The organism is Streptomyces sp. NPDC041129, assembly GCF_055592265.1.
Genome location: NZ_JBVIYV010000004.1, coordinates 109643 through 129231, shown reverse-complemented (window position 1 = coordinate 129231; position 19589 = coordinate 109643). Strand labels below are relative to the sequence as shown.

Below are 19589 nucleotides of genomic sequence, written 5' to 3'. Positions count from 1 at the left end.
CATCGTAAGTATGTCAGCGTGCCGTTCGGCGGCAAGAGCCCGAGAGCCTGCGCGTCCGAGTGGACACCTATCCTTGAAGTCGGTCGGACAGCGCGGTCCGCTCTGATTCCTTCCCGGACCCCTCGGCCCGTATGCGGCACCCGCTGCGCGGCGGACGGACTTCCGGGTTCCCTCCAGACGAGCTTCAACACTGCAAGGAGCCGCACCTGTGAGCAGTGCCGACGACCAGACCACCACGACCAGCAGCGAGCTGCGCGCCGACATCCGCCGGCTGGGTGACCTCCTGGGCGAGACCCTCGTACGTCAGGAAGGCCCCGAACTCCTCGACCTGGTGGAGAAGGTCCGCCGCCTCACCCGGGAGGACGGCGAAGCCGCCGCAGAGCTGCTGCGCGGCACCGAACTGGAGACCGCCGCCAAGCTGGTCCGCGCCTTCTCCACCTACTTCCACCTCGCCAACGTCACCGAGCAGGTCCACCGCGGCCGCGAGCTGCGCGCCCGCCGCGCCGCCGAGGGCGGCCTCCTCGCCCGCACCGCGGACCGCCTCAAGGACGCCGACCCCGAACACCTGCGGCAGACCGTCGAGCACCTCAACGTCCGCCCCGTGTTCACCGCGCACCCCACCGAGGCCGCGCGCCGGTCCGTCCTCAACAAGCTCCGGCGGGTCGCCGCGCTCCTGGACACCCCCGTCCTCGACTCCGACCGCCGCCGCCACGACATCCGCCTCGCCGAGAACATCGACCTCGTCTGGCAGACCGACGAACTGCGCGTCGTCCGCCCCGAACCCGCCGACGAGGCCCGCAACGCCATCTACTACCTCGACGAGCTGCACGCCGACGCCGTCGGCGACGTCCTCGAGGACCTCACCGCCGAACTCGAGCGCGTCGGCGTCAGGCTGCCCGACGCCACCCGCCCGCTCACCTTCGGCACCTGGATCGGCGGCGACCGCGACGGCAACCCCAACGTCACCCCCCAGGTCACCTGGGACGTCCTCATCCTCCAGCACGAGCACGGCATCAACGACGCCCTGGAGATGATCGACGAACTGCGCGGCCTGCTCTCCAACTCCATCCGCTACGCCGGAGCCACCGAGGAACTGCTGGAGTCGCTGCACAGCGACCTCGAACAGCTTCCCGAGATCAGCCCCCGCTACAAGCGCCTCAACGCCGAGGAGCCCTACCGGCTCAAGGCCACCTGCATCCGGCAGAAGCTGGAGAACACCAAGCAGCGCCTCGCCAAGGGCACCCCCCACCAGGACGGCCGCGACTACCTCGGCACCAGCGAGCTCCTCGCCGACCTCCGCATCATCCAGACCTCCCTGCGCGAGCACCGCGGCGCCCTCTTCGCCGACGGCCGCCTCGCCCGCACCATCCGCACCCTCGCCGCCTTCGGCCTCCAGCTCGCCACCATGGACGTCCGCGAACACGCCGACGCCCACCACCACGCCCTCGGCCAGCTCTTCGACCGCCTCGGCGAGGAGTCCTGGCGCTACGCCGACATGCCCCGGGACTACCGGGCCAGGCTCCTGGCCAAGGAACTGCGCTCCCGCAGGCCCCTCGCCCCCACCCCGGCCCCCGTCGACGCCGCCGGCGCCAAGACCCTCGGCGTCTTCGAGACCGTGAAGAAGGCCCTGGAGGTCTTCGGACCCGAGGTCATCGAGTCCTACATCATCTCCATGTGCCAGGGCGCCGACGACGTCTTCGCCGCCGCCGTCCTCGCCCGCGAGGCGGGCCTCGTCGACCTGCACGCCGGCTGGGCCAGGATCGGCATCGTGCCGCTGCTGGAGACCACCGACGAACTGCGCGCCGCCGACACCATCCTCGAGGACATGCTCTCCGACCCGTCCTACCGGCGCCTGGTCGCGCTGCGCGGCGACGTCCAGGAGGTCATGCTCGGCTACTCCGACTCCTCGAAGTTCGGCGGCATCACCACCAGCCAGTGGGAGATCCACCGCGCCCAGCGCCGGCTGCGCGACGTCGCCCACCGCTACGGCGTGCGGCTGCGCCTCTTCCACGGCCGCGGCGGCACCGTCGGCCGCGGCGGCGGCCCCTCCCACGACGCGATCCTCGCCCAGCCCTGGGGCACCCTCGAGGGCGAGATCAAGGTCACCGAACAGGGCGAGGTCATCTCCGACAAGTACCTCATCCCCTCCCTCGCCCGCGAGAACCTCGAACTGACCGTCGCGGCCACCCTGCAGGCCTCCGCCCTGCACACCGCGCCCCGCCAGTCCGACGAGGCCCTCGCCCGCTGGGACGCCGCCATGGACGTCGTCTCCGACGCCGCCCACGGCGCCTACCGCCGCCTGGTCGAGGACCCCGACCTGCCGACGTACTTCCTCGCGTCCACGCCGGTGGACCAGCTCGCCGACCTGCACCTGGGCTCCCGGCCCTCCCGCCGCCCCGGCTCCGGCGTCTCGCTCGACGGCCTGCGCGCCATTCCGTGGGTGTTCGGCTGGACCCAGTCCCGGCAGATCGTCCCCGGCTGGTTCGGCGTCGGCTCCGGCCTGAAGGCCCTGCGCGAGGCCGGCCTGGACACCGTCCTGGACGAGATGCACCAGCAGTGGCACTTCTTCCGCAACTTCATCTCCAACGTCGAGATGACCCTCGCCAAGACCGACCTGCGGATCGCCCAGCACTACGTCGACACCCTCGTCCCCGACGAGCTCAAGCACGTGTTCGACACCATCAAGGCCGAACACGAACTCACCGTCCGCGAGGTCCTGAGGATCACCGGCGAGGACGAACTCCTCGACGCCACCCCCGTACTCAAGCAGACCTTCGCCATCCGCGACGCCTACCTCGACCCCATCTCCTACCTCCAGGTCACCCTGCTCAAGCGGCACCGCGACGCGGCCGCCGCAGGGGCCACGGCCGACCCGCTGCTCGCCCGTGCCCTGCTCCTCACCGTCAACGGCGTGGCGGCGGGCCTGCGCAACACCGGCTGACGCCCCACCGCACACACGGGTGCCCCCGCGGTCGCACGACCGCGGGGGCACCCGTTTCGTTCACACCGGCCTCAGCCGCGCCGCACCCGCCGCGCCACCAGATAGCCACCCGCGGCGACCAGCGCCGCGGCCCCGGCCGACAGCAGGCCCACCGGAGCACCGTTGCCCGTCTCCGCCAGATCGCCACCGCCGCCCTGGGCGGACGGCGACGAGGACACCGCCGGGGACGGCGAGCCGGACGCCGGCACACCCGCCGCCGAGCCGGACGAGGACGACGGCGACGCGGCGGACGAGGAGCCCGGAACCGAAGCGGACGGCGACGCCGAACCGGAGGGCACGCCCGCGCCCCCCTCGGAGCCCGCGCAGTCCGTCCAGAACACCTTGTGCTTCGCCGACCCCTTCTCGCCCTCGAAGTTCCAGAAGAGCTTGTAGTGACCGTCCGGCAGCGACAGATCCTCCGTGCGGCCATGACCGCCGGCGTCCAGCGTGAGCGCACCGGACTTCACCGTCCCGCCCTTCACGGACGCCGTCGGCGCCCAGGCCTCGATGTGCCAGTCGACCCGCTGCACGCCGTCGAAGCCGAAGGCGTCCAGGTAGAACGTGCAGACGTGCGGCTCGTTGCGGCGCAGCTCCTCGCCGGTCCGGGCATCGTGGATCTTGACGGTGCCGTTGTCACCGGGAGCGGTGGCGTGAGCGGCGGTGGGGACGGCGAGCAGCGCCGCCGAGGCGACGGCGGTCAGTGCGCCGACGCGAGTGAGGGTGGGCATAGGGCAGTCCATCTACGCGACAGGGACGGGGAGATGTGGAGGGGGCGGTTCAGCTTCCGCCCCGGCCCGGTGCCCGGTCAATCACGAACGGACAACACACAGGTCCCTTACACACGTGAAGAACGCCCCGAACCCGTCACAGCGACACGAACGCCGCCGTCAGCAGCGCCACACCCGCCCCGGCCAGCGCCCACGCCACCCGGGTCCGCCGCATCCCGCCCGCCACCACGACCGACGCCAGCAGCAACGCCCCGCCGAACGGCACCCACGCGTACAGCACACCCGCGGGACCCGACCGCACCACCTCGGCCGACCCCGGCTTCACCACCACGTCGTACGTCCGCCCCTCGCGCACCGCGACCGTCCGCGCGATCTCCATGTGCGCCCGCGCCCCCGCCCCCGCGGAGACCGGCGTGAACGGACCGGAGCAGACGCCCCCCGCGCAGTCCGCCACCCGGATCGTGCCCCGCTCACGCCCCTTGGTCAGCATCACGTGCTGCGCGGTCCCCCAGGACCCCCACACCCCGGCGAACAGGATCAGGGCGGCGACGGCACCCATCGCCGCGACCCGCCCGAACCGCAGCGCGGTCACGGAGGCCTGGCGGGCGGTGGTGGCTGAGGCAGGCATGGCGGGGATCATTGGCCATGCCCCTACCGCTGGTCAACTCCGGTGCGAGCCATGACCGGACAAGTCAGGAGTTGTAGGCGCTCTGCGCCCGCTCGAGCCCCTCCGTCACCAGGCACTCCAGCGAATCCGCCGCCCGGTCCACGAAGTAGTCCAGCTCCTTGCGCTCCGACGACGAGAAGTCCTTCAGCACGAAGTCCGCCACCTGCATCCGCCCCGGCGGCCGGCCGATCCCGAACCGCACCCGGTGGTAGTCCGCGCTCATCGCCTTCGTCATCGACTTCAGACCGTTGTGCCCGTTGTCCCCGCCGCCCAGCTTCAGCCGCAGCACCCCGTAGTCGATGTCCAGCTCGTCGTGCACCGCCACCACGTTCTCCAACGGCACCTTGTAGAAGTCCCGCAACGCGTTCACCGGACCACCCGACAGATTCATGAACGACATCGGCTTCGCCAGGATCACCCGGCGGTTCGCCGGCCCCACCGGACCGATCCGACCCTCCAGCACCTGCGCCTGCGCCTTGCCCGCCCGCTTGAACTTCCCCCCGATCCGCCCGGCGAGCAAATCCACCACCATGAAACCGACGTTGTGCCGGTTCATGGCGTACTCCGGCCCGGGATTACCGAGCCCCACGATCAGCCAGGGGGCACCTGCGGGAGTGCTCACGTCCATGTCTCCTTGATACGCGCCAGCCGCCGTCCCCCTCGGGGAACAGCGGCTGACGAAACGACGACTACGAGGATCAGGCCTCGGCGACCTCTTCGGCGCCCTCGGTCTCCTCGCCCTCCGGGGCCTCCTCGGCCTGCGCGGCCAGGACCTGCAGGACGACAGCGTCCTCCTCGACGGCCAGGGTCACGCCGGACGGCAGCGTGATGTCCTTGGCGTGGATGGACGCACCGGCCTGCAGGCCCTCGACGGAGACGGTGACGGCCTCGGGGATGTGCGTGGCCTCGGCCTCGACCGGCAGCGCGTTCAGCACGTGCTCGAGCAGGTTGCCACCCGGGGCCAGCTCGCCCTCGGTCTGCACCGGGATCTCGACCGTGACCTTCTCGCCGCGCTTGACCAGCAGCAGGTCGACGTGCTCCAGGAAGCCCTTGATCGGGTCACGCTGCACGGACTTCGGGATCGCCAGCTCGTTGGCCTTGCCGTCGATGTCCAGCGAGATCAGGACGTTCGGCGTACGCAGCGCCAGCAGCAGCTCGTGGCCCGGCAGCGTCAGGTGCAGCGGGTCGGAACCGTGGCCGTAGAGAACACCCGGAACCTTGTTGTCACGACGGATACGACGGGCGGCACCCTTGCCGAACTCGGTGCGCGTCGCGGCGGTGAGCTTCACCTCGGACATGTTGATCACTCCTCGGAAACAGAGACGGACGTGGTCACCCGGCCACGAACGGCCTGCTACGAAGAGCGCGTCGATAACGGATCGCCGTACCCCGTGAAACGGGAAACGGCCTCCCTCGCCGAGCAACTGCAGCAGTCTACTCGGCAGGGGAGGCCGCCTCCAAAAGGATCTTCAGCTAGCCCGCCGCGGCGAGCTGCGGAAACCTCACTGCTCGTCGAAGAGGCTGGTCACCGACCCGTCCTCGAAGACCTCACGCACCGCACTCGCGATCGTCGGAGCGATCGACAGAACCTTGATCTTGTCCAGGTCCCCAGCCAGCTCACCCGGCGTCGGCAGCGTGTTCGTGAACACGAACTCACTCACCCGCGAGTTCTTCAGCCGGTCCGTCGCCGGACCCGACAGCACACCGTGCGTCGCCGTCACGATGACGTCCTCCGCACCGTGCGCGAACAGCGCGTCCGCAGCGGCACAGATCGTGCCACCCGTGTCGATCATGTCGTCCACCAGGACGCAGATGCGGCCCTTCACGTCACCGACGACCTCGTGCACCGTGACCTGGTTGGCCACGTCCTTGTCCCGCCGCTTGTGCACGATGGCGAGAGGCGCGCCCAGCCGGTCGCACCAACGGTCCGCCACCCGCACCCGGCCGGCGTCCGGCGACACGACCGTCAGCTTCTCCCGGTCCACCTTGCCGCCCACGTAGTCCGCCAGCAGCGGCAGCGCGAACAGGTGGTCCACCGGACCGTCGAAGAAGCCCTGGATCTGGTCCGTGTGCAGATCCACGGTCAGGATCCGGTCCGCGCCCGCGGTCTTCATCAGGTCCGCGATCAGACGCGCCGAGATCGGTTCACGACCCCGGTGCTTCTTGTCCTGCCGCGCGTAACCGTAGAACGGCACGATCACCGTGATGGAACGGGCCGACGCGCGCTTCAACGCGTCGATCATGATGAGCTGCTCCATGATCCACTTGTTGATCGGCGCCGTGTGGCTCTGGATCAGGAAACAGTCGGCGCCACGCGCCGACTCCTGGTAACGCACATAGATCTCGCCGTTGGCGAAGTCGAAGGCCTTCGTCGGGACAACCCCGACACCCAGCTGCTGGGCGACCTCCTCGGCAAGCTCGGGGTGGGCGCGGCCGGAGAAGAACATCATCTTCTTCTCGCCGGTCGTCTTGATCCCGGTCACAGCACAGTCTCCTCAGAGGTCTCTAAAAGCCAGCCGGCTGCTCAAGCCACCACTCGGCTGGGCGCGAGAGGCCGAATCAGCTGGTAGGGGTGCGGTTGTCCACTTATCACGGTACGCCGTGTTCGACGCACTCGTTTCCCGTCAGTCCTCGTCAGGGGCCTGACGGGACGCCGCCTCGGCCGCCTTCGCGGCCGCGCTCCCAGGACGCTTGCGAGCCACCCAACCCTCGATATTCCGCTGCTGACCACGGGCCACGGCCAGCGAACCGGGCGGCACATCCTTCGTGATCACGGACCCGGCGGCAGTGTAAGCACCGTCCCCGACCGTGACAGGAGCCACAAACATGTTGTCCGACCCCGTCTTGCAGTGCGACCCGACGGTCGTGTGGTGCTTGCTCTCCCCGTCGTAGTTCACGAACACACTCGCCGCACCGATGTTCGAGAAATCACCGATCGTCGCGTCACCGACGTACGACAGATGCGGAACCTTCGTCCCCTCACCGATCGACGAGTTCTTCGTCTCCACATACGTACCGATCTTGGCCTTCGCCCCGAGACGCGTACCGGGCCGCAGATACGCGTACGGCCCCACGGACGCCCCCGCGCCGATCCGCGCACCGTCCGACACCGTGTTGTCCACCCGCGCCCCCGCGCCCACCCGGGTGTCGTTCAGCCGGCTGTTCGGACCCACCTCGGCGCCCTCGCCGATCAGCGTCGCACCCGACAGCAGCGTGTTCGGGTACACCACCGAGTCCCGCTCGAACGTCACCGTCACGTCCACCCACGTCGACGCCGGATCCACCACCGTCACACCGTCCAGCATCGCCCGCGTCAGCAGACGGTCGTTCAGAATGCGGCGCGCCTCAGCGAGCTGCACCCGGTTGTTGATCCCCGCGATCTCCCGGTGATCACCGGCCACCGACGCACCGACCCGGTGCCCCGCCTCACGCAGGATCCCGAGCACGTCCGTCAGGTACTCCTCGCCCTGGCTGTTGTTGGTCCGCACCTTCTTCAGCGCGTCCGCCAGCAGCCGCCCGTCGAACGCGAACACCCCGCTGTTGATCTCCCGGATCGACCGCTGGGCGTCCGAGGCGTCCTTGTGCTCCACGATCGTCGTCACCGCACCCGACGCCTCGTCGCGCACGATCCGGCCGTAACCGGTCGCGTCCGGAACCTCCGCCGTCAGGACGGTCACGGCGTTGCCGTCGGCGGCATGGGTCTCAGCGAGCCGCCGCAGCGTGTCCGCGGTCAGCAGCGGAGTGTCCCCGCACACCACGACCACGGTCCCGTCGACCGGCCCGCCCAGCTCCTCCAGGCCCATCCGCACCGCGTGCCCGGTGCCGTTCTGCTGCTCCTGCACGGCCGTGCGGACGCCGGGGTCGATCTCACCCAGGTGCGCGGTGACCTGCTCACGGGCGTGCCCCACGACGACGACCAGGTTCGCCGGATCCAATTCACGGGCGGCGGCCAGCACATGGCCCACGAGGGAACGGCCGCAGATCTGGTGCAGGACCTTCGGTGTGGCCGACTTCATACGGGTGCCCTCACCCGCTGCAAGAACGACGACGGCTGCCGGGCGAATGGCGCTCACGGGGTTGCCCTTCGGCTCTGGATGGGTGGGGGTGACAGCCGCAGGATACCGGGGCGGGTTGGGGCGGATATGAGTGTGGGCCCTGACGGTGCTGTCAGGGCCCACTGATCCTGGGCTCCCGGAGAAGGACTCGAACCCTCATTCAACGGACCAAAACCGTTTGTCCTACCTTTAGACGATCCGGGATGAAAGATGCGCTATGTCCGATTTGGTTGATCGGCTTCGCGCACGGACACCACTATGCCGTACCAGGCGCCCTCGATGCGACGGTACAAGTCGGCGCCTTGCAGCACTTTGATGGCGAGACAGCCGTGATAGTCGTCGCCGACGTTCTTGCGGACCGTCTTGGGATTGTGCCGTTTCAGGCTCGTCTTGTTGAACGAGCCGGAGGCGGCGCCGACGAGCTCTGCCCAATACCGCTCGGCGGCCGGGACGTCCGCCGTCTCGTGGATCATCACGGTGTACCGGAGGCGCTCGCGCGCGACCCCCAGGAGGTCCAGCCATGCCAGGAAGACCTCGATCATGCTCGGATCGCTGTTGACGAACGCGACGACTTCGCGGCGAGCATAGGGCTTGTCCTTGCCGCCCTCGGCCCAATAGAGGCCTACGCCGAGCAGGAACAGCTCCCGGGCGGAGAGCTTGCCGATCGAATCGGCCGCGGCCCGCTTCGTCGCCTCACGCTCGCGGTCCACGGCCGCGTACTTGTGTGCCAGTCCCGCGCGCATCAGCTCCTGTTGCTCTTCCGGTGTATGGCGCGGAGCCGGCTTCGGCAGGTCTCGCACCCAAAGCGACACCGAGCTCCTGGAGCAGCCCAGCGCCGCCTGGATCCGGTCGTACGTCCACCCTCGAAGGCGCAGCTCCCGTGCCTTCTCCCGGAGGTCGTCCTTGGCGTTCGGGCGCCTGGTCCATTCGGGTGGCGGTTCGCCCTTGACCAGTTGGTTGAGGATGTCGTTGTTGAAGACCTTCAGCTCGTCCCGGATCTGCCGGAGGCTGTGCCCCTCCCGGCGTAACTCGACCGCTCGCTTCCGCAACGTCTCGAAGTCCTCGTACCTGCTGCTCTTGCCGGGTGAATGTGTCATACGCATACCGTCCGGGCGGAATGATCGGCTCCGAGGTCGAACGGGTGGGGTTCAGCTGTTCGAGGGATTGTGGTGGGTTCAGGTGTCATTCGATTACGGAGTGTGTTGTGCGGCGGTAGGTGAAAGTCACCGGAAATGGCACCGCCGCCGCCCGTAGGCTGGAGGCATGACCACGACGGGGGAAGAGCACACCAGGGCCCTGACCGGCCCGTGGTGGTGGGCCAGGTGGCGCAGTGCGGTGCTCGACGGGAGTCTCGCGCTGGTGTCGGCCGTGGAGTGCGGTGCGGAGGGGATTCCGTTCGCCCAGGACGCGGGTGTCCCGGTGTCGGTGGGGATCGTGTTCGGGTTGATCGCCGGCTCGGTGCTGCTGGTGCGCAGGAAGTGGCCGATAGCCGTCGTGCTGGTCGCGATCGCGATCACGCCGGCCCAGATGGGCTTCCTGATGGGCATCGTCGGGCTGTACACGCTGGCGGCGTGCGAGCTGCCGCGGCGGATCATCGTGGCGCTGGCGGGGATGTCGCTGGTGGGCACGATGATCGTGACGTTCGTGCGGGTGCGGCAGGACATGGCGCGCGGTGATCTGACGCTGGGCGACTGGTTCGTGCCGTTCGCCTCGATCACGACGTCGCTGGGGCTGACGGCTCCGCCGGTGCTGCTCGGTCTGTATGTGGGTGCGCGGCGCCGGTTGATGGAGAGCCTGCGGGAGCGGGCGGATTCTCTGGAGCGGGAGCTCCAGTTGCTCGCGGAGCGGGCGGAGGAGCGGGCCCAGTGGGCGCGCAACGAGGAGCGGACGCGGATCGCCCGGGAGATGCACGACGTGGTCGCGCACCGGGTGAGTCTGATGGTGGTGCACGCGGCGGCGTTGCAGGCGGTGGCGCGGAAGGATCCGGAGAAGGCGGTGCGGAACGCGGCGCTGGTGGGGGACATGGGGCGGCAGGCGCTGACCGAGCTGCGGGAGATGCTCGGGGTGCTGCGGGCCGGGGAGGACGCGGGGCGGCGGGCGGCGGTGGTGCCGCTGGCGGCGGTGGGGGTGGCCGTGGCGCGGGCGGCTTCGGGGGCGGCCGAGGAGGAGGGGCCGTGTCTGTCGGAGCTGGAGGAGCTGGTGGGGCAGTCGGCCGCGGCGGGGATGGTGGTCGATCTGTCGGTGGAGGGTGAGGTGCGGTCGTATGCGGCGGAGGTGGAGCAGACGGCGTACCGGGTGGTGCAGGAGGCGCTGACGAACGTGCACAAGCACGCGGGGGGTGCGAAGACGTATGTGCGGCTCGCGCACCGGGGTGGGGAGATCGCGATGCAGGTGGAGAACGGGCCGCCGCCGGAGCCGGGGTCCGCGTCGGCGGCGGGGCTGCCGTCGGGTGGCAACGGTCTGGTGGGGATGCGGGAGCGGGTGCTGGCGCTGGGCGGGGTGTTCGTGTCGGGGCCGACGGATGTGGGGGGTTTCCGGGTGTCGGCGGTGATTCCGGCGGTGTGAGGGGTGCCGCCGTTCTCGGCTGGGCCTGGTGACCGGGGTGCCGGGCTGTGTCAGGCGGTGGTGAGGCGGGCTGGTTGGGCGCCGGCGACGAGGGTCGACAGGGCTTGGTCGATGTCGGGGCCGAGGTACCAGTCGCCGGTGTGGTCGAGGGCGTAGACGCGGCCTTCGGTGTCGATGGCGAGGAGGGCGGAGGTGTCGGTCTCCTCGCCGAGGGGGCTGACCTCGGTGCCGAGGGCGCGGCCGAGGTCGCCGAGGGTGCGGGCGAGGTGGAGGCCGTGCAGGGGGTCGAGGTGCAGGGTGGCGGGGGCGACCTGGCGGCCGGGGCCGATGGGGGCGATGCGCAGTCCGCCGAATTCGGCCCAGGCTTCGACGGCCGCGGGGAAGACGGTGTGCTGGTGCCCGGCGGGTGAGGTGTGCTCGCGCAGGGTGTCGGCCCAGAACTCCGCTTGCTTTATGTCCCAGCGCCCGGGTTGCCAGCCGGCGGCGCGCAGGGCGGCGTCCACGGGGACGGGGAAGCGGGTGGTGGAGGTGCGGTCGGGGTGCATCTGCCCTTCGATCGTCGTGCGTGCTGTGCGGGTGGTGCGGGGTGTCGCGGCGGGTCCCGTCCGTGCGGGAGTGCGGGGGTTCAGTCGTCGGCGGTGGGGTCGACGACGCGGACGCCGAAGTGGGCGCTCAGGGCGGTGCAGGCGCGGCAGGGGGTGGCGAAGTTCCCGTGCAGGGGGTCGCCGTCCTCGCGTATACGGCGGGTGGTGAGTTTGGCCTGTTTGAGGACTTTGCGGGCTTCGCCGTTGGTCATGGGCTTGCGGGCGGAGCGTCTGCTGCGGGCGGCGTCGGCGGCGGTGATGTGCCGGGAGATGAGGATGGTCTCGGCGCAGCGGCCGGTGAAGCGGTCGCGCTGGGCGCTGGTGAGGGTGTCGAGGAAGTCCTGTACGAGGGGGTGCAGGGCCGGGGGCTGGTCGCCGCGGGCGGCGGTGCCGGTGAGGGTGGTGCCGCGGACGGAGAGGGCGGCGGCGATGGTGGGGAGGATGCCGTCGCGGCGGTGGTGGAGGGTGGGGGCGGGGGGTGTGCGGGTGCCGCTCCAGCCGATGCGCGGGTCGCCGGCCCGCAGGTCGGTACCCCGCACGTCGGTACCCCCGGTCTGCGTCGCGTTCATGTGCGTTTTCCCTCCCCGGGGAGTGCCCCGAAGGTGCCCCGAAGGACACAGAGTGCCAAATGCCGTGCCTGGTGCGGAAGCTGGGGCGGCGCGACACGCCCGGGTCGGGTGGTGCCGTCACGTTGGGGTGACGGCTGGTCACGGAAGTGGGGGCGGGATGTGGCGGGGTGGGGTGGCGGGGCCGGTGACCGGTGTGCGCGTACCGCTTAGGCTGTCGGCATCCGCGATCGACACCGCCGTTCAGGCCAGAGAGCACGCCGCAGGGGGCAACCGCCATGACGACAGGTCGGCTCGGGCAGAAAGCCGCGCCGCCGAACGCGGCTTATGCCGGGCAGGTCGTGCACTTCCCGGATCCGGTTCGGGCGGCACGTCACCCGAGAGGGGTACGGGTCGATGAGCATGGTTACCCGGATTTCTCGGCGTACGCGCGCGCGGCGGCGGAGATCGCCGAGCCGCCGGAGGGTTTCGGGGTCGACGAGCTTCGGCTGACGGACTATGTGTCGGCGAACGCGGCGCTGGCCGCGGCGGGGCACGAGTTGTGGGACACGGTGCCGGATGTGGCGACGCCGCACGGCTGGACGTGGCATCACGTGGTGGGTTCGCGGCGGCTGGAGTTGGTGCCGGTCGACGTGAAGGCGCTGTTGCGGCATCACGGCGGGGTGGCGACGACCCGGGTGGATCACGGCAAGCGCGGTACGCGGCCGTTGCAGGAGACGCGTCCGGCGCACTTCGGGCTGCCGAAGTCGGGTGTGGCGGTGACGGAGTCGCAGGTGCAGGGTGTCGAGGAGGAGCTGGGGTACCGCCTTCCGGGCGCGTACCGGTCGTTTCTGAAGGCGGCGGGCGGCTGTGCGCCGGTGGGTGCCGCGCTGGACGCCGAGCTGGGGCTGTTGCTGGACCAGCCGTTCTTCACGGTGCGGGACGAGGCCGCGGTCAATGACCTGGTGTACGTCAACAAGTGCCTGCGTGACCACTTGACCAAGGACTACCTGGGCGTCGGTTTCGTGCAGGGTGGTCTGCTCGCGGTGAAGGTGCGCGGTGAGCGGGTCGGTTCGGTGTGGTTCTGCGCGTACGACGACGCGCGGGACGTGGACGCGTCGTGGGCGCCCGCGGAGCGGGTGGAGCGGTTGCTGCTGCCGTGCGGTGACGACTTCGACGTGTTCCTGTCGCGGCTGGCGGGCAATCCGCCGGAGTTGGAGACGGTGGCGAATCTGATGGTGGACGGCGGTTTCGCGCGTGCCGTCCCGGTGTCTTCCGTGCCGGTGGGGGAGTGAGCTGCGAGCGATGGTGACCTTTGCGCAGGCGCAGGAGCGCGCCGAGGAGTGGATCAACGGTGACGTGCCCGTGTACCAGCATCGTGAGGTGCGGGTGCGGGAGTTCGAGCTGGGCTTCGTGGTGTGGGGCGAGGACCGTGCGGAGGGGCCGCGTTCGGACGCGGGCGGGCAGCGTCTGGTCATCGCCCGGGACAGCGGTGAGGCGACGTTGTGGCCGGCGCTGCCGGTGGGCGAGGTGATCCGCCGGTACGAGGAGGAGTACGGGCGGGTCGACGAGGTGCGGGACGCGGTGCCGGCGCAGGCTCCGGCCCGGGTGGATCTGAATCAGACGTCGTTCCTGCTGACTCCGCCGGAGTGGTTGCAGGAGGCGGCGGACAAGCTGGGTATTCCGGATCGCCGGTCGGGGGAGTCGTCCGGGGCCGCGGCTGCCGTCGCGGATTCCGGTGCTGTCGCTGCCGGTTCGGGTGCGGTGGGCGGGGCCCTCGCCGAGACGCAGGCCGGGGTGCCGGCGGTGGAGCCCTCGGATGCGGTTCCGGGGACGCCGGCCGGTGCGGGCGCGGCGGGTGGTTCCGGGAGCGGTGCGTCGTGGCCGGCTGCCGGGGCGGGCGCCACGCCGGGCGCGGGGGTACCCGGTGCGCCGGGCGCGCCGAGTGCGCCTGCCGGTGGGCCCGTTGCGCCGAGTGCGCCTGGTGTGCCGAGTGCGCCGGAGGCGCCCGTGGGGGCGACGCCGTGGGCGGGTACGGACACCAACGCGGATTCCGGCGAGGATCGTTCGGTGCCGTTGCCGGCGACCGTGTTCGCGCCGCCGCTGAGCGAGCCGGGCGGCGATGTGCCGCGGCCGCCGGCCGCGGCGCCGGACGCCAAGACGGCGTTGATGTCCGGGGGCAGCGCGCTGCCGCCCACGGCGGTGGCGCCGGCGCTGGGCCCGCAGGGCGGGCCGGGTGCGCCGAACGTTCCGCCGGGTGCGCCGGGTACTCCGTCCGCTGGTCCTGTTGCCCCCGGTGCGCCGGGTGCCACCCCGCCGCCTCCGGGCATGCCGTCGTACGGCCATCCGCAGCCGCCGGCGGCGCCGGGTACGCCCCCGCCGGCCGCCGGGCCGGGTGCCACCCCGCCGCCGGGCGCCACGCCCGCGCCGCCTCCTGGTGCGCCGACGTACGGCTATCCGCAGGCGCCGGCCGGGGTGCCGGACGCGCCGCGGCCGCCGGCCGGTCCGGAGCGGCCGCTCGCGCCGAACGCCGGGGACATCGCGGACGCGGCGACCAGCAAGGCGGCGCCGCCGCCGCGCAAGCCGCGCGCCGGACTGGGCACGCCGCCTCCGCCTCCGGGTGCTCCGGGTCCGCCGGGCGCGCGTCCGGGGGGTACGCCCCCGCCGCCCCCGCCGCCCGCGCCGGGTGCTCCGGGCGCGCCCGCGGGCGGGTACGTGCCGACGCAGCTCGTGTCGGCGCTCGGCCCCGAGGGCCCCGGTGCGCCGGGCGCTCCCGGGGGTACGCCGCCGGGTGACGCCCCCCACGCTGCCACGGTGCTGGCCACCCCGGGCATGCCGGTGCCTCCCGCCCCCGGTGCTCCCCAGCCTCCGGGCGTTCCTGGTGTTCCCGGCGCGCCCGCTGCTCCCGGTGCCCCGGGCGCCGGCGGCGGGGGGCGTGGTGCGGTGCACCATGCGGAGACCGTCCTGGCGGCGCCGCCCGTGGGCGGACCGGGAGCGCCTCCGCCTCCGCCGCCGCCCGCGGCCGGGCCGCCCGGCATGCCGCCGGGTGCCCCTGGCGTGCCGGGGCCGATGGGCGCCCCGCAGCCGCAGCCGCAGCCGCAGCCGATGCCGCAGCCGATGCCGCAGCCGGTGCCGCCGGGTGCGATGCCGCCGCCGGGTGGTCCGCTGCCGGGGCAGCCTCCGGCGTACGGCTATCCGCAGCAGGGGCAGCCGACGGTGGGTCCGGGGTACCAGGCGGTGCTGCGCTACCGCGCGCAGGACGGTTCGGAGCAGCAGCTGATCCGGCGTTCGGCGCCGGGCACGCCGCATCCGGAGTGGCAGATCTTCCATGAGCTGCGGGCGATGAACGTGCCGCCGGACCAGGTGCTGGAGCTGCACACGGAGCTGGAGTCGTGCGAGCTGCCGGGGGCGTACTGCGCGCGGATGATCCGGGAGCAGTGGCCGCAGGCGCGGATCACGAGCATCGCGCCGTACGGCGCGGACCACGCGAGCCGGCAGCAGGGCATGCAGCAGTTGCTGGCGCACCAGGGTGAGCTGCACCAGGTCGCGGACGGCCCGGCCAGGCCGGCGCCGGTGCGGGCGCCGCTGCCGCCGGTGCAGCCGGCGCCGCCGGTCCCGCCGGAGGGCATCGCGCAGGAGCTGGCGGCGGTGTTCGGGCCGGGGGTCTTCCGGTTCGAGCAGCAGGCGGTGTCGCGGCAGGGCGTGCCGCCGGTCGTGGCGCACACGCTGGTGGTGGCCGGGCTTCCGGTGGACCTGGGTCCGTTCTTCTGGGCGCAGGCCCAGCCGGGCCGTCCGGTGCCGACGCTGGCGGAGCTGGCGGCGGAGCGCGGGGTGCAGCCGGCCCCGGACGCGGGGTCGTACCTGGTGATGGGTACGGACTTCGGCCGGGCGATCTGCGTGCAGTACGGGACGGCGAACATCGTGGCCGTTCCGGTGGAGGCGGGGCCGGGTGGCGCTCCGGTGCCGCCGCAGTTCGTGAACACCGGCCTGCCCGAGTTCGCGCGGTGCCTGGCGCTGCTGGGGCGGATGTGGCGGCTTCGGCACGGGCTGAACCAGGAGCAGGCGGGCCGCTGGACGGTGGACTTCCAGGCGCAGTTGGCCGCTCTGGACCCGGCGGCGCTGGGTTCGCCGGAGAGCTGGTGGTCGGTGCTGCTGGAACAGATGTGGGACGGGCTGCTGTAGCCCGCGCCCGCTGAGGCCCGCTCCTCTCATGCCCTTCACGCGTGTGCGTGGAGGGCATGAGTGTTTTCGCGCGCGTCGTCGCGCGGGATTTCGACCGTGACATCTCTGCGGAGTGTCGTAATACGCATACTTACGTCCGGTCTAGCAGGATATGCGCGAAATCATTATGTCGTGTATGTCCGGCGGAGAGGGGCTCCCAGGGTGAGCAGCGCATCGACGACGCCGTACGACCTCGAGACCGTCCGGGGGCGCGGCTACCGCCCCGATCAGGTCGACACGTATCTGGAGGCGCTGTCGCAGGACCGGGACGCCGCGTGGGAGCGTGCCGCGCGGCTGACCGTGCTCGCCAAGGACATGGAGGCGGAGGCGGCGCGGCTGCGCGAGACGGTCGAGGAACTGGTGCCGCAGACGTACGAGTCGCTGGGGGAGCGGGCGGCGCACCTGTACCAGCTCGTGCTGCGGGAGGCGGCGGAGGTCCGCGAGGGTGCGCGGCAGGCGGCGCAGGAGGAGATCGCCGAGGCCGAGGCGTACGCCCTGGACGTGCACCAGGCGGCGCGGGAGGCGGCGGACGCGTTGCGCGCGGAGGCCGTGGAGCACGCCCGCCGGCTCGTCCTCGCCGCACGCGCGGAGGCCGACGAGCTGCGGATCGGCGCGCGGCGCGGGGTGAAGGAGCGGCGCGGGGAGGCGCTCGCCGCGCTGCGTGAGGTGCGCGAGCGCATCGACGGGCTGTCCGCCGAGCAGGCCGCTGAGCAGGCGGAGCGGCTGGCGGCGGTGGAGCGCGAGGAGGCCGAGCGGCTGGTCGCGCTGGAGGCCTGCCAGGCCGAGCGGATCGCCGCCGCGGAGGCCCGGGTCGCCGAGGCGGAGCGGGCGCTCGTCGAGGCCGAGGAGGCCGCGCGCCGCTGCGAGGAGCAGGCGCGGGTGCGTGCCGTGGAGATCGTCGACGAGGCGCACACGGAGGAGAAGCGCATCGCCCAGGAGACCGAGCGGGTGCTGCGCGAGCACAGCGAGATGTGGGACGAGGTCCAGACGCACATGGACTCCGTGCGCAACAGTCTCATCACCCTGACGGGCAGGGTGGAGCAGGAGCAGGGGGTGCCGACCGGGTCGGGGCTGCGTGAGCCGGAGGACACCCCCTGACGCGGCGGGGGTGCGCCGCCCCGCGTCGGCTCAGCCGCCCCTGCGGACCGCGCCCGCCAGGATCCAGCCCTCCACCGCCTCGTACTGGCGCCGCTGTTCCTCCGCCCTGCGGCGGCCGGAGACGACCGTGCCCAGCCAGCCGAAGAAGAAGCCCGCCGGGATGGAGACGATGCCGGTCGTGGTGAACGGGAACCAGTTGAAGTCGGCGTCGGGGAAGGCCGAGACGGGCGAGCCGGAGACGAGGTTGGTGCCCGGCATGAGCAGCAGCACGGTCAGCGAGCCGCCGAGCAGGGTGCCCATCAGTCCGGCCCGGGTGTACCGGCGCCAGAAGAGGCTGTAGACGAGGGCGGGCGCGAGCGCGGAGGCGCCGAGGCAGAAGGAGAGCGTCACCAGCGGCTGCAGGCTGTAGTGCTGCACCAGGGTGGCCAGCAGGATCGTGGGCACCCCTATGGCGAGCGCGGAGAAGCGGGCCAGAGCCATCTCCCGGCGGGCCGGCATCTCCTGTACCCGCGCGGCGAACACGTCGTGGGCCAGGGAGTTGGCGCAGGCGAGGATCATCCCGGCGACCGAGGCGAGCAGGGTCAGGAAGAGCGCCGTGGTGACCAGGGTGAACAGGAAGCTCTCCGCCGTGGACACGTCCACGCCGAACACCGCCCGGGAGCCCAGCAGATAGGCGGTGTTGCCCTGTTTGTCGGCCGCCGCGATCACCGAGCGGCCGACCAGGGCCGTGGCGCCGAACCCGACCACCGTGATGACCAGCACGAACAGTGCCACCAGCGACACCGCCCAGGACAGCGAGCGGCGCACCTGACGGGCGCTGGAGGCGGTGTACATGCGCATGGTGATGTGGGGCAGGCAGGCGCCGCCGAGGACGATGGTCAGCTCGGAGCTGATCATGTCCAGGCGGGCGTTCGAGTGCCCGGTGAACTGCAGCCCGGAGTGCAGGAAGGCCGGACCGGCTCCGCTCTGCCGCGCCGCCGCCTGGAACAGCGCGCCCGGGTCCCAGTCGAAGCGGTGCAGGATCAGTACGGCGACGACGGCGCCGGAGCCGACCAGCATCACGATCTTCAGGATCTGGATGAGCGCGGTGCCCTTCATGCCGCCGATCGCCGCGTAGGCGATCATCAGGGCGCCGAGTCCCATGACGCAGCCGGTCTTCAGCGACTCGTTGGAGAAGCCGAGGATGAACGCGATGAGCTGTCCGGTGCCGGCGAGCTGCACCAGCATCAGCGGCAGCAGCGAGGCGATCGTCACCACGCAGGCCGTGATCCGCACGGCGCGGCCCGGCATCCGGCGGGCCAGCGCGTCGCCCATGGTGAACCGGCCCGCGTTGCGCAGCGGTTCGGCCAGCAGGAACATCAGCAGCAGCAGCGACAGGGCGGTGCTGAGGGCGAGCACGACACCGTCGTAGCCGCACAGGGCGATCACTCCGCCGGTGCCGAGGACGGTCGCCGCTGAGATGTAGTCCCCGGCGATGGCCAGGCCGTTGCGCAGCGGGGACAGGGTGCCGTAGCCGGTGTAGAACTCGTCGAGGTCGTCGCGGTCCGGGCCGGTCATCACGCACAGCAGCAGGGTGAGGGTGGCCACGGCGGAGAAGGCGACCAGTGACATGGCCTGGGCGGAGCCGCTGAAGCCGGATACGCCCGGCGGAAGGGCGCGGGCGGTCACCGGATCGCTCCCCGCCGCGCGTCCAGCTCGGCCTCCTTGCGGATGCGGTCGGCGAGCGGGTCGACATGGCGGCGCGCGGTGTGCTCGTACAGGGCGATCGCCAGCCAGGTGACCGGGAGTTGGAGCAGGGCGAGCAGCAGGCCGGCCGGGATGCCGTCGGCGAGGTCCCGCGTCATGACGTCCGGGGCGTACGCGGACAGCACGAGGAACAGCGTGAAGTAGCCGAGTGCGGTGAGGGTGGCGGTGCGTCGCTGCCAGCGGTAGGCGCCGCGCAGCGTGCGCAGGTCGCTGTGGTGCCCGAGGGGTTCGCGGGCCGGGGACCGGTGCGGGCGCGGCGGCTCGGGGGGTACTGGCTGCCAGGGGTAGGTCGGGTACGACGGGGAGTGCGGCGGGTCGTGGGACATCCCGGGGCTCCTTGCGTGGCTCGGGTCCGTGGCGGCGGACCGCAGGGAGGTAGGGCTTGGGGAACGGAGTCACG

General features: G+C 71.7%; 16 protein-coding genes and 1 tRNA gene. 5 read left to right on the top strand and 12 right to left on the bottom strand.

The genetic code is table 11. The annotated features are described in order from the left end of the window. Positions 1-208: 208 nt before the first annotated feature. The gene (gene ppc / locus ACZ6B1_RS16170; protein WP_468778791.1) at positions 209-2941 is read left to right on the top strand and encodes a phosphoenolpyruvate carboxylase; all 2733 of its coding nucleotides are present in this window, start codon (positions 209-211) and stop codon (positions 2939-2941) included. A 71-nt stretch (positions 2942-3012) separates the two neighbouring features. Here the strand turns inward: ppc and ACZ6B1_RS16165 are convergent, their stop codons facing one another. The 8 genes from ACZ6B1_RS16165 to ACZ6B1_RS16130 form a co-directional block, all read right to left on the bottom strand. After that, positions 3013-3708, bottom strand: a complete 696-nt coding sequence (locus tag ACZ6B1_RS16165) for a hypothetical protein (protein WP_468778789.1) — start codon at positions 3706-3708, stop codon at positions 3013-3015. Between the two features lie 136 nt (positions 3709-3844). Then, a complete protein-coding gene (locus ACZ6B1_RS16160) occupies positions 3845-4348 on the bottom strand; it encodes a hypothetical protein (RefSeq protein WP_468778787.1) in 504 nt (167 codons plus the stop codon). A 52-nt stretch (positions 4349-4400) separates the two neighbouring features. After that, entirely contained in the window at positions 4401-5003 is a 603-nt protein-coding gene (pth, locus tag ACZ6B1_RS16155) for an aminoacyl-tRNA hydrolase (RefSeq protein ID WP_468778785.1), read from the bottom strand. 70 nt (positions 5004-5073) lie between these two features. After that, positions 5074-5673, bottom strand: a complete 600-nt coding sequence (locus ACZ6B1_RS16150; protein ID WP_468778783.1) for a 50S ribosomal protein L25/general stress protein Ctc — start codon at positions 5671-5673, stop codon at positions 5074-5076. A 204-nt stretch (positions 5674-5877) separates the two neighbouring features. Then, on the bottom strand, positions 5878-6858 hold the full coding sequence (locus tag ACZ6B1_RS16145) for a ribose-phosphate diphosphokinase (RefSeq protein WP_468778781.1): 981 nt from the start codon (positions 6856-6858) through the stop codon (positions 5878-5880). Between the two features lie 141 nt (positions 6859-6999). Continuing rightward, positions 7000-8448 carry a bifunctional UDP-N-acetylglucosamine diphosphorylase/glucosamine-1-phosphate N-acetyltransferase GlmU gene (glmU, locus tag ACZ6B1_RS16140; RefSeq protein ID WP_468778780.1) on the bottom strand — a complete coding sequence of 483 codons (1449 nt, stop codon included), beginning with the start codon at positions 8446-8448 and terminating at the stop codon, positions 7000-7002. Positions 8449-8563: 115 nt separating this feature from the next. Further along, positions 8564-8634, bottom strand: a tRNA-Gln gene (locus tag ACZ6B1_RS16135). A gap of 11 nt (positions 8635-8645) precedes the next feature. Beyond that, positions 8646-9527 carry a hypothetical protein gene (locus ACZ6B1_RS16130; RefSeq protein ID WP_468778778.1) on the bottom strand — a complete coding sequence of 294 codons (882 nt, stop codon included), beginning with the start codon at positions 9525-9527 and terminating at the stop codon, positions 8646-8648. Between the two features lie 166 nt (positions 9528-9693). On the opposite strand from ACZ6B1_RS16130, the gene ACZ6B1_RS16125 reads away from it, so the two are divergent. Further along, on the top strand, positions 9694-10995 hold the full coding sequence (locus tag ACZ6B1_RS16125) for a sensor histidine kinase (protein WP_468778776.1): 1302 nt from the start codon (positions 9694-9696) through the stop codon (positions 10993-10995). Between the two features lie 50 nt (positions 10996-11045). On the opposite strand, the gene ACZ6B1_RS16120 is transcribed toward ACZ6B1_RS16125, so the two are convergent. Further along, positions 11046-11540 carry an SUKH-3 domain-containing protein gene (locus tag ACZ6B1_RS16120; RefSeq protein WP_468778774.1) on the bottom strand — a complete coding sequence of 165 codons (495 nt, stop codon included), beginning with the start codon at positions 11538-11540 and terminating at the stop codon, positions 11046-11048. Between the two features lie 80 nt (positions 11541-11620). Continuing rightward, entirely contained in the window at positions 11621-12148 is a 528-nt protein-coding gene (locus ACZ6B1_RS16115; RefSeq protein ID WP_468778771.1) for a YwqJ-related putative deaminase, read from the bottom strand. A 275-nt stretch (positions 12149-12423) separates the two neighbouring features. Here ACZ6B1_RS16115 and ACZ6B1_RS16110 point away from each other — a divergent pair, with 275 nt between their 5' ends. From ACZ6B1_RS16110 to ACZ6B1_RS16100, 3 genes are all read left to right on the top strand, one after another. Then, positions 12424-13419, top strand: coding sequence for an SMI1/KNR4 family protein (locus ACZ6B1_RS16110; RefSeq protein WP_468778768.1), 996 nt, complete (start codon positions 12424-12426; stop codon positions 13417-13419). A gap of 10 nt (positions 13420-13429) precedes the next feature. Next, entirely contained in the window at positions 13430-16306 is a 2877-nt protein-coding gene (locus ACZ6B1_RS16105; protein WP_468778766.1) for an SUKH-4 family immunity protein, read from the top strand. A 201-nt stretch (positions 16307-16507) separates the two neighbouring features. Further along, positions 16508-17443, top strand: coding sequence for a cellulose-binding protein (locus ACZ6B1_RS16100; protein ID WP_468778764.1), 936 nt, complete (start codon positions 16508-16510; stop codon positions 17441-17443). Between the two features lie 30 nt (positions 17444-17473). Here the strand turns inward: ACZ6B1_RS16100 and ACZ6B1_RS16095 are convergent, their stop codons facing one another. Together ACZ6B1_RS16095 and ACZ6B1_RS16090 are read right to left on the bottom strand one after the other, a co-directional pair. Further along, the gene (locus tag ACZ6B1_RS16095; protein ID WP_468779383.1) at positions 17474-19054 is read right to left on the bottom strand and encodes a sodium/solute symporter; all 1581 of its coding nucleotides are present in this window, start codon (positions 19052-19054) and stop codon (positions 17474-17476) included. 53 nt (positions 19055-19107) lie between these two features. Further along, entirely contained in the window at positions 19108-19515 is a 408-nt protein-coding gene (locus ACZ6B1_RS16090; RefSeq protein ID WP_468778762.1) for a DUF485 domain-containing protein, read from the bottom strand. Positions 19516-19589 lie beyond the last annotated feature (74 nt).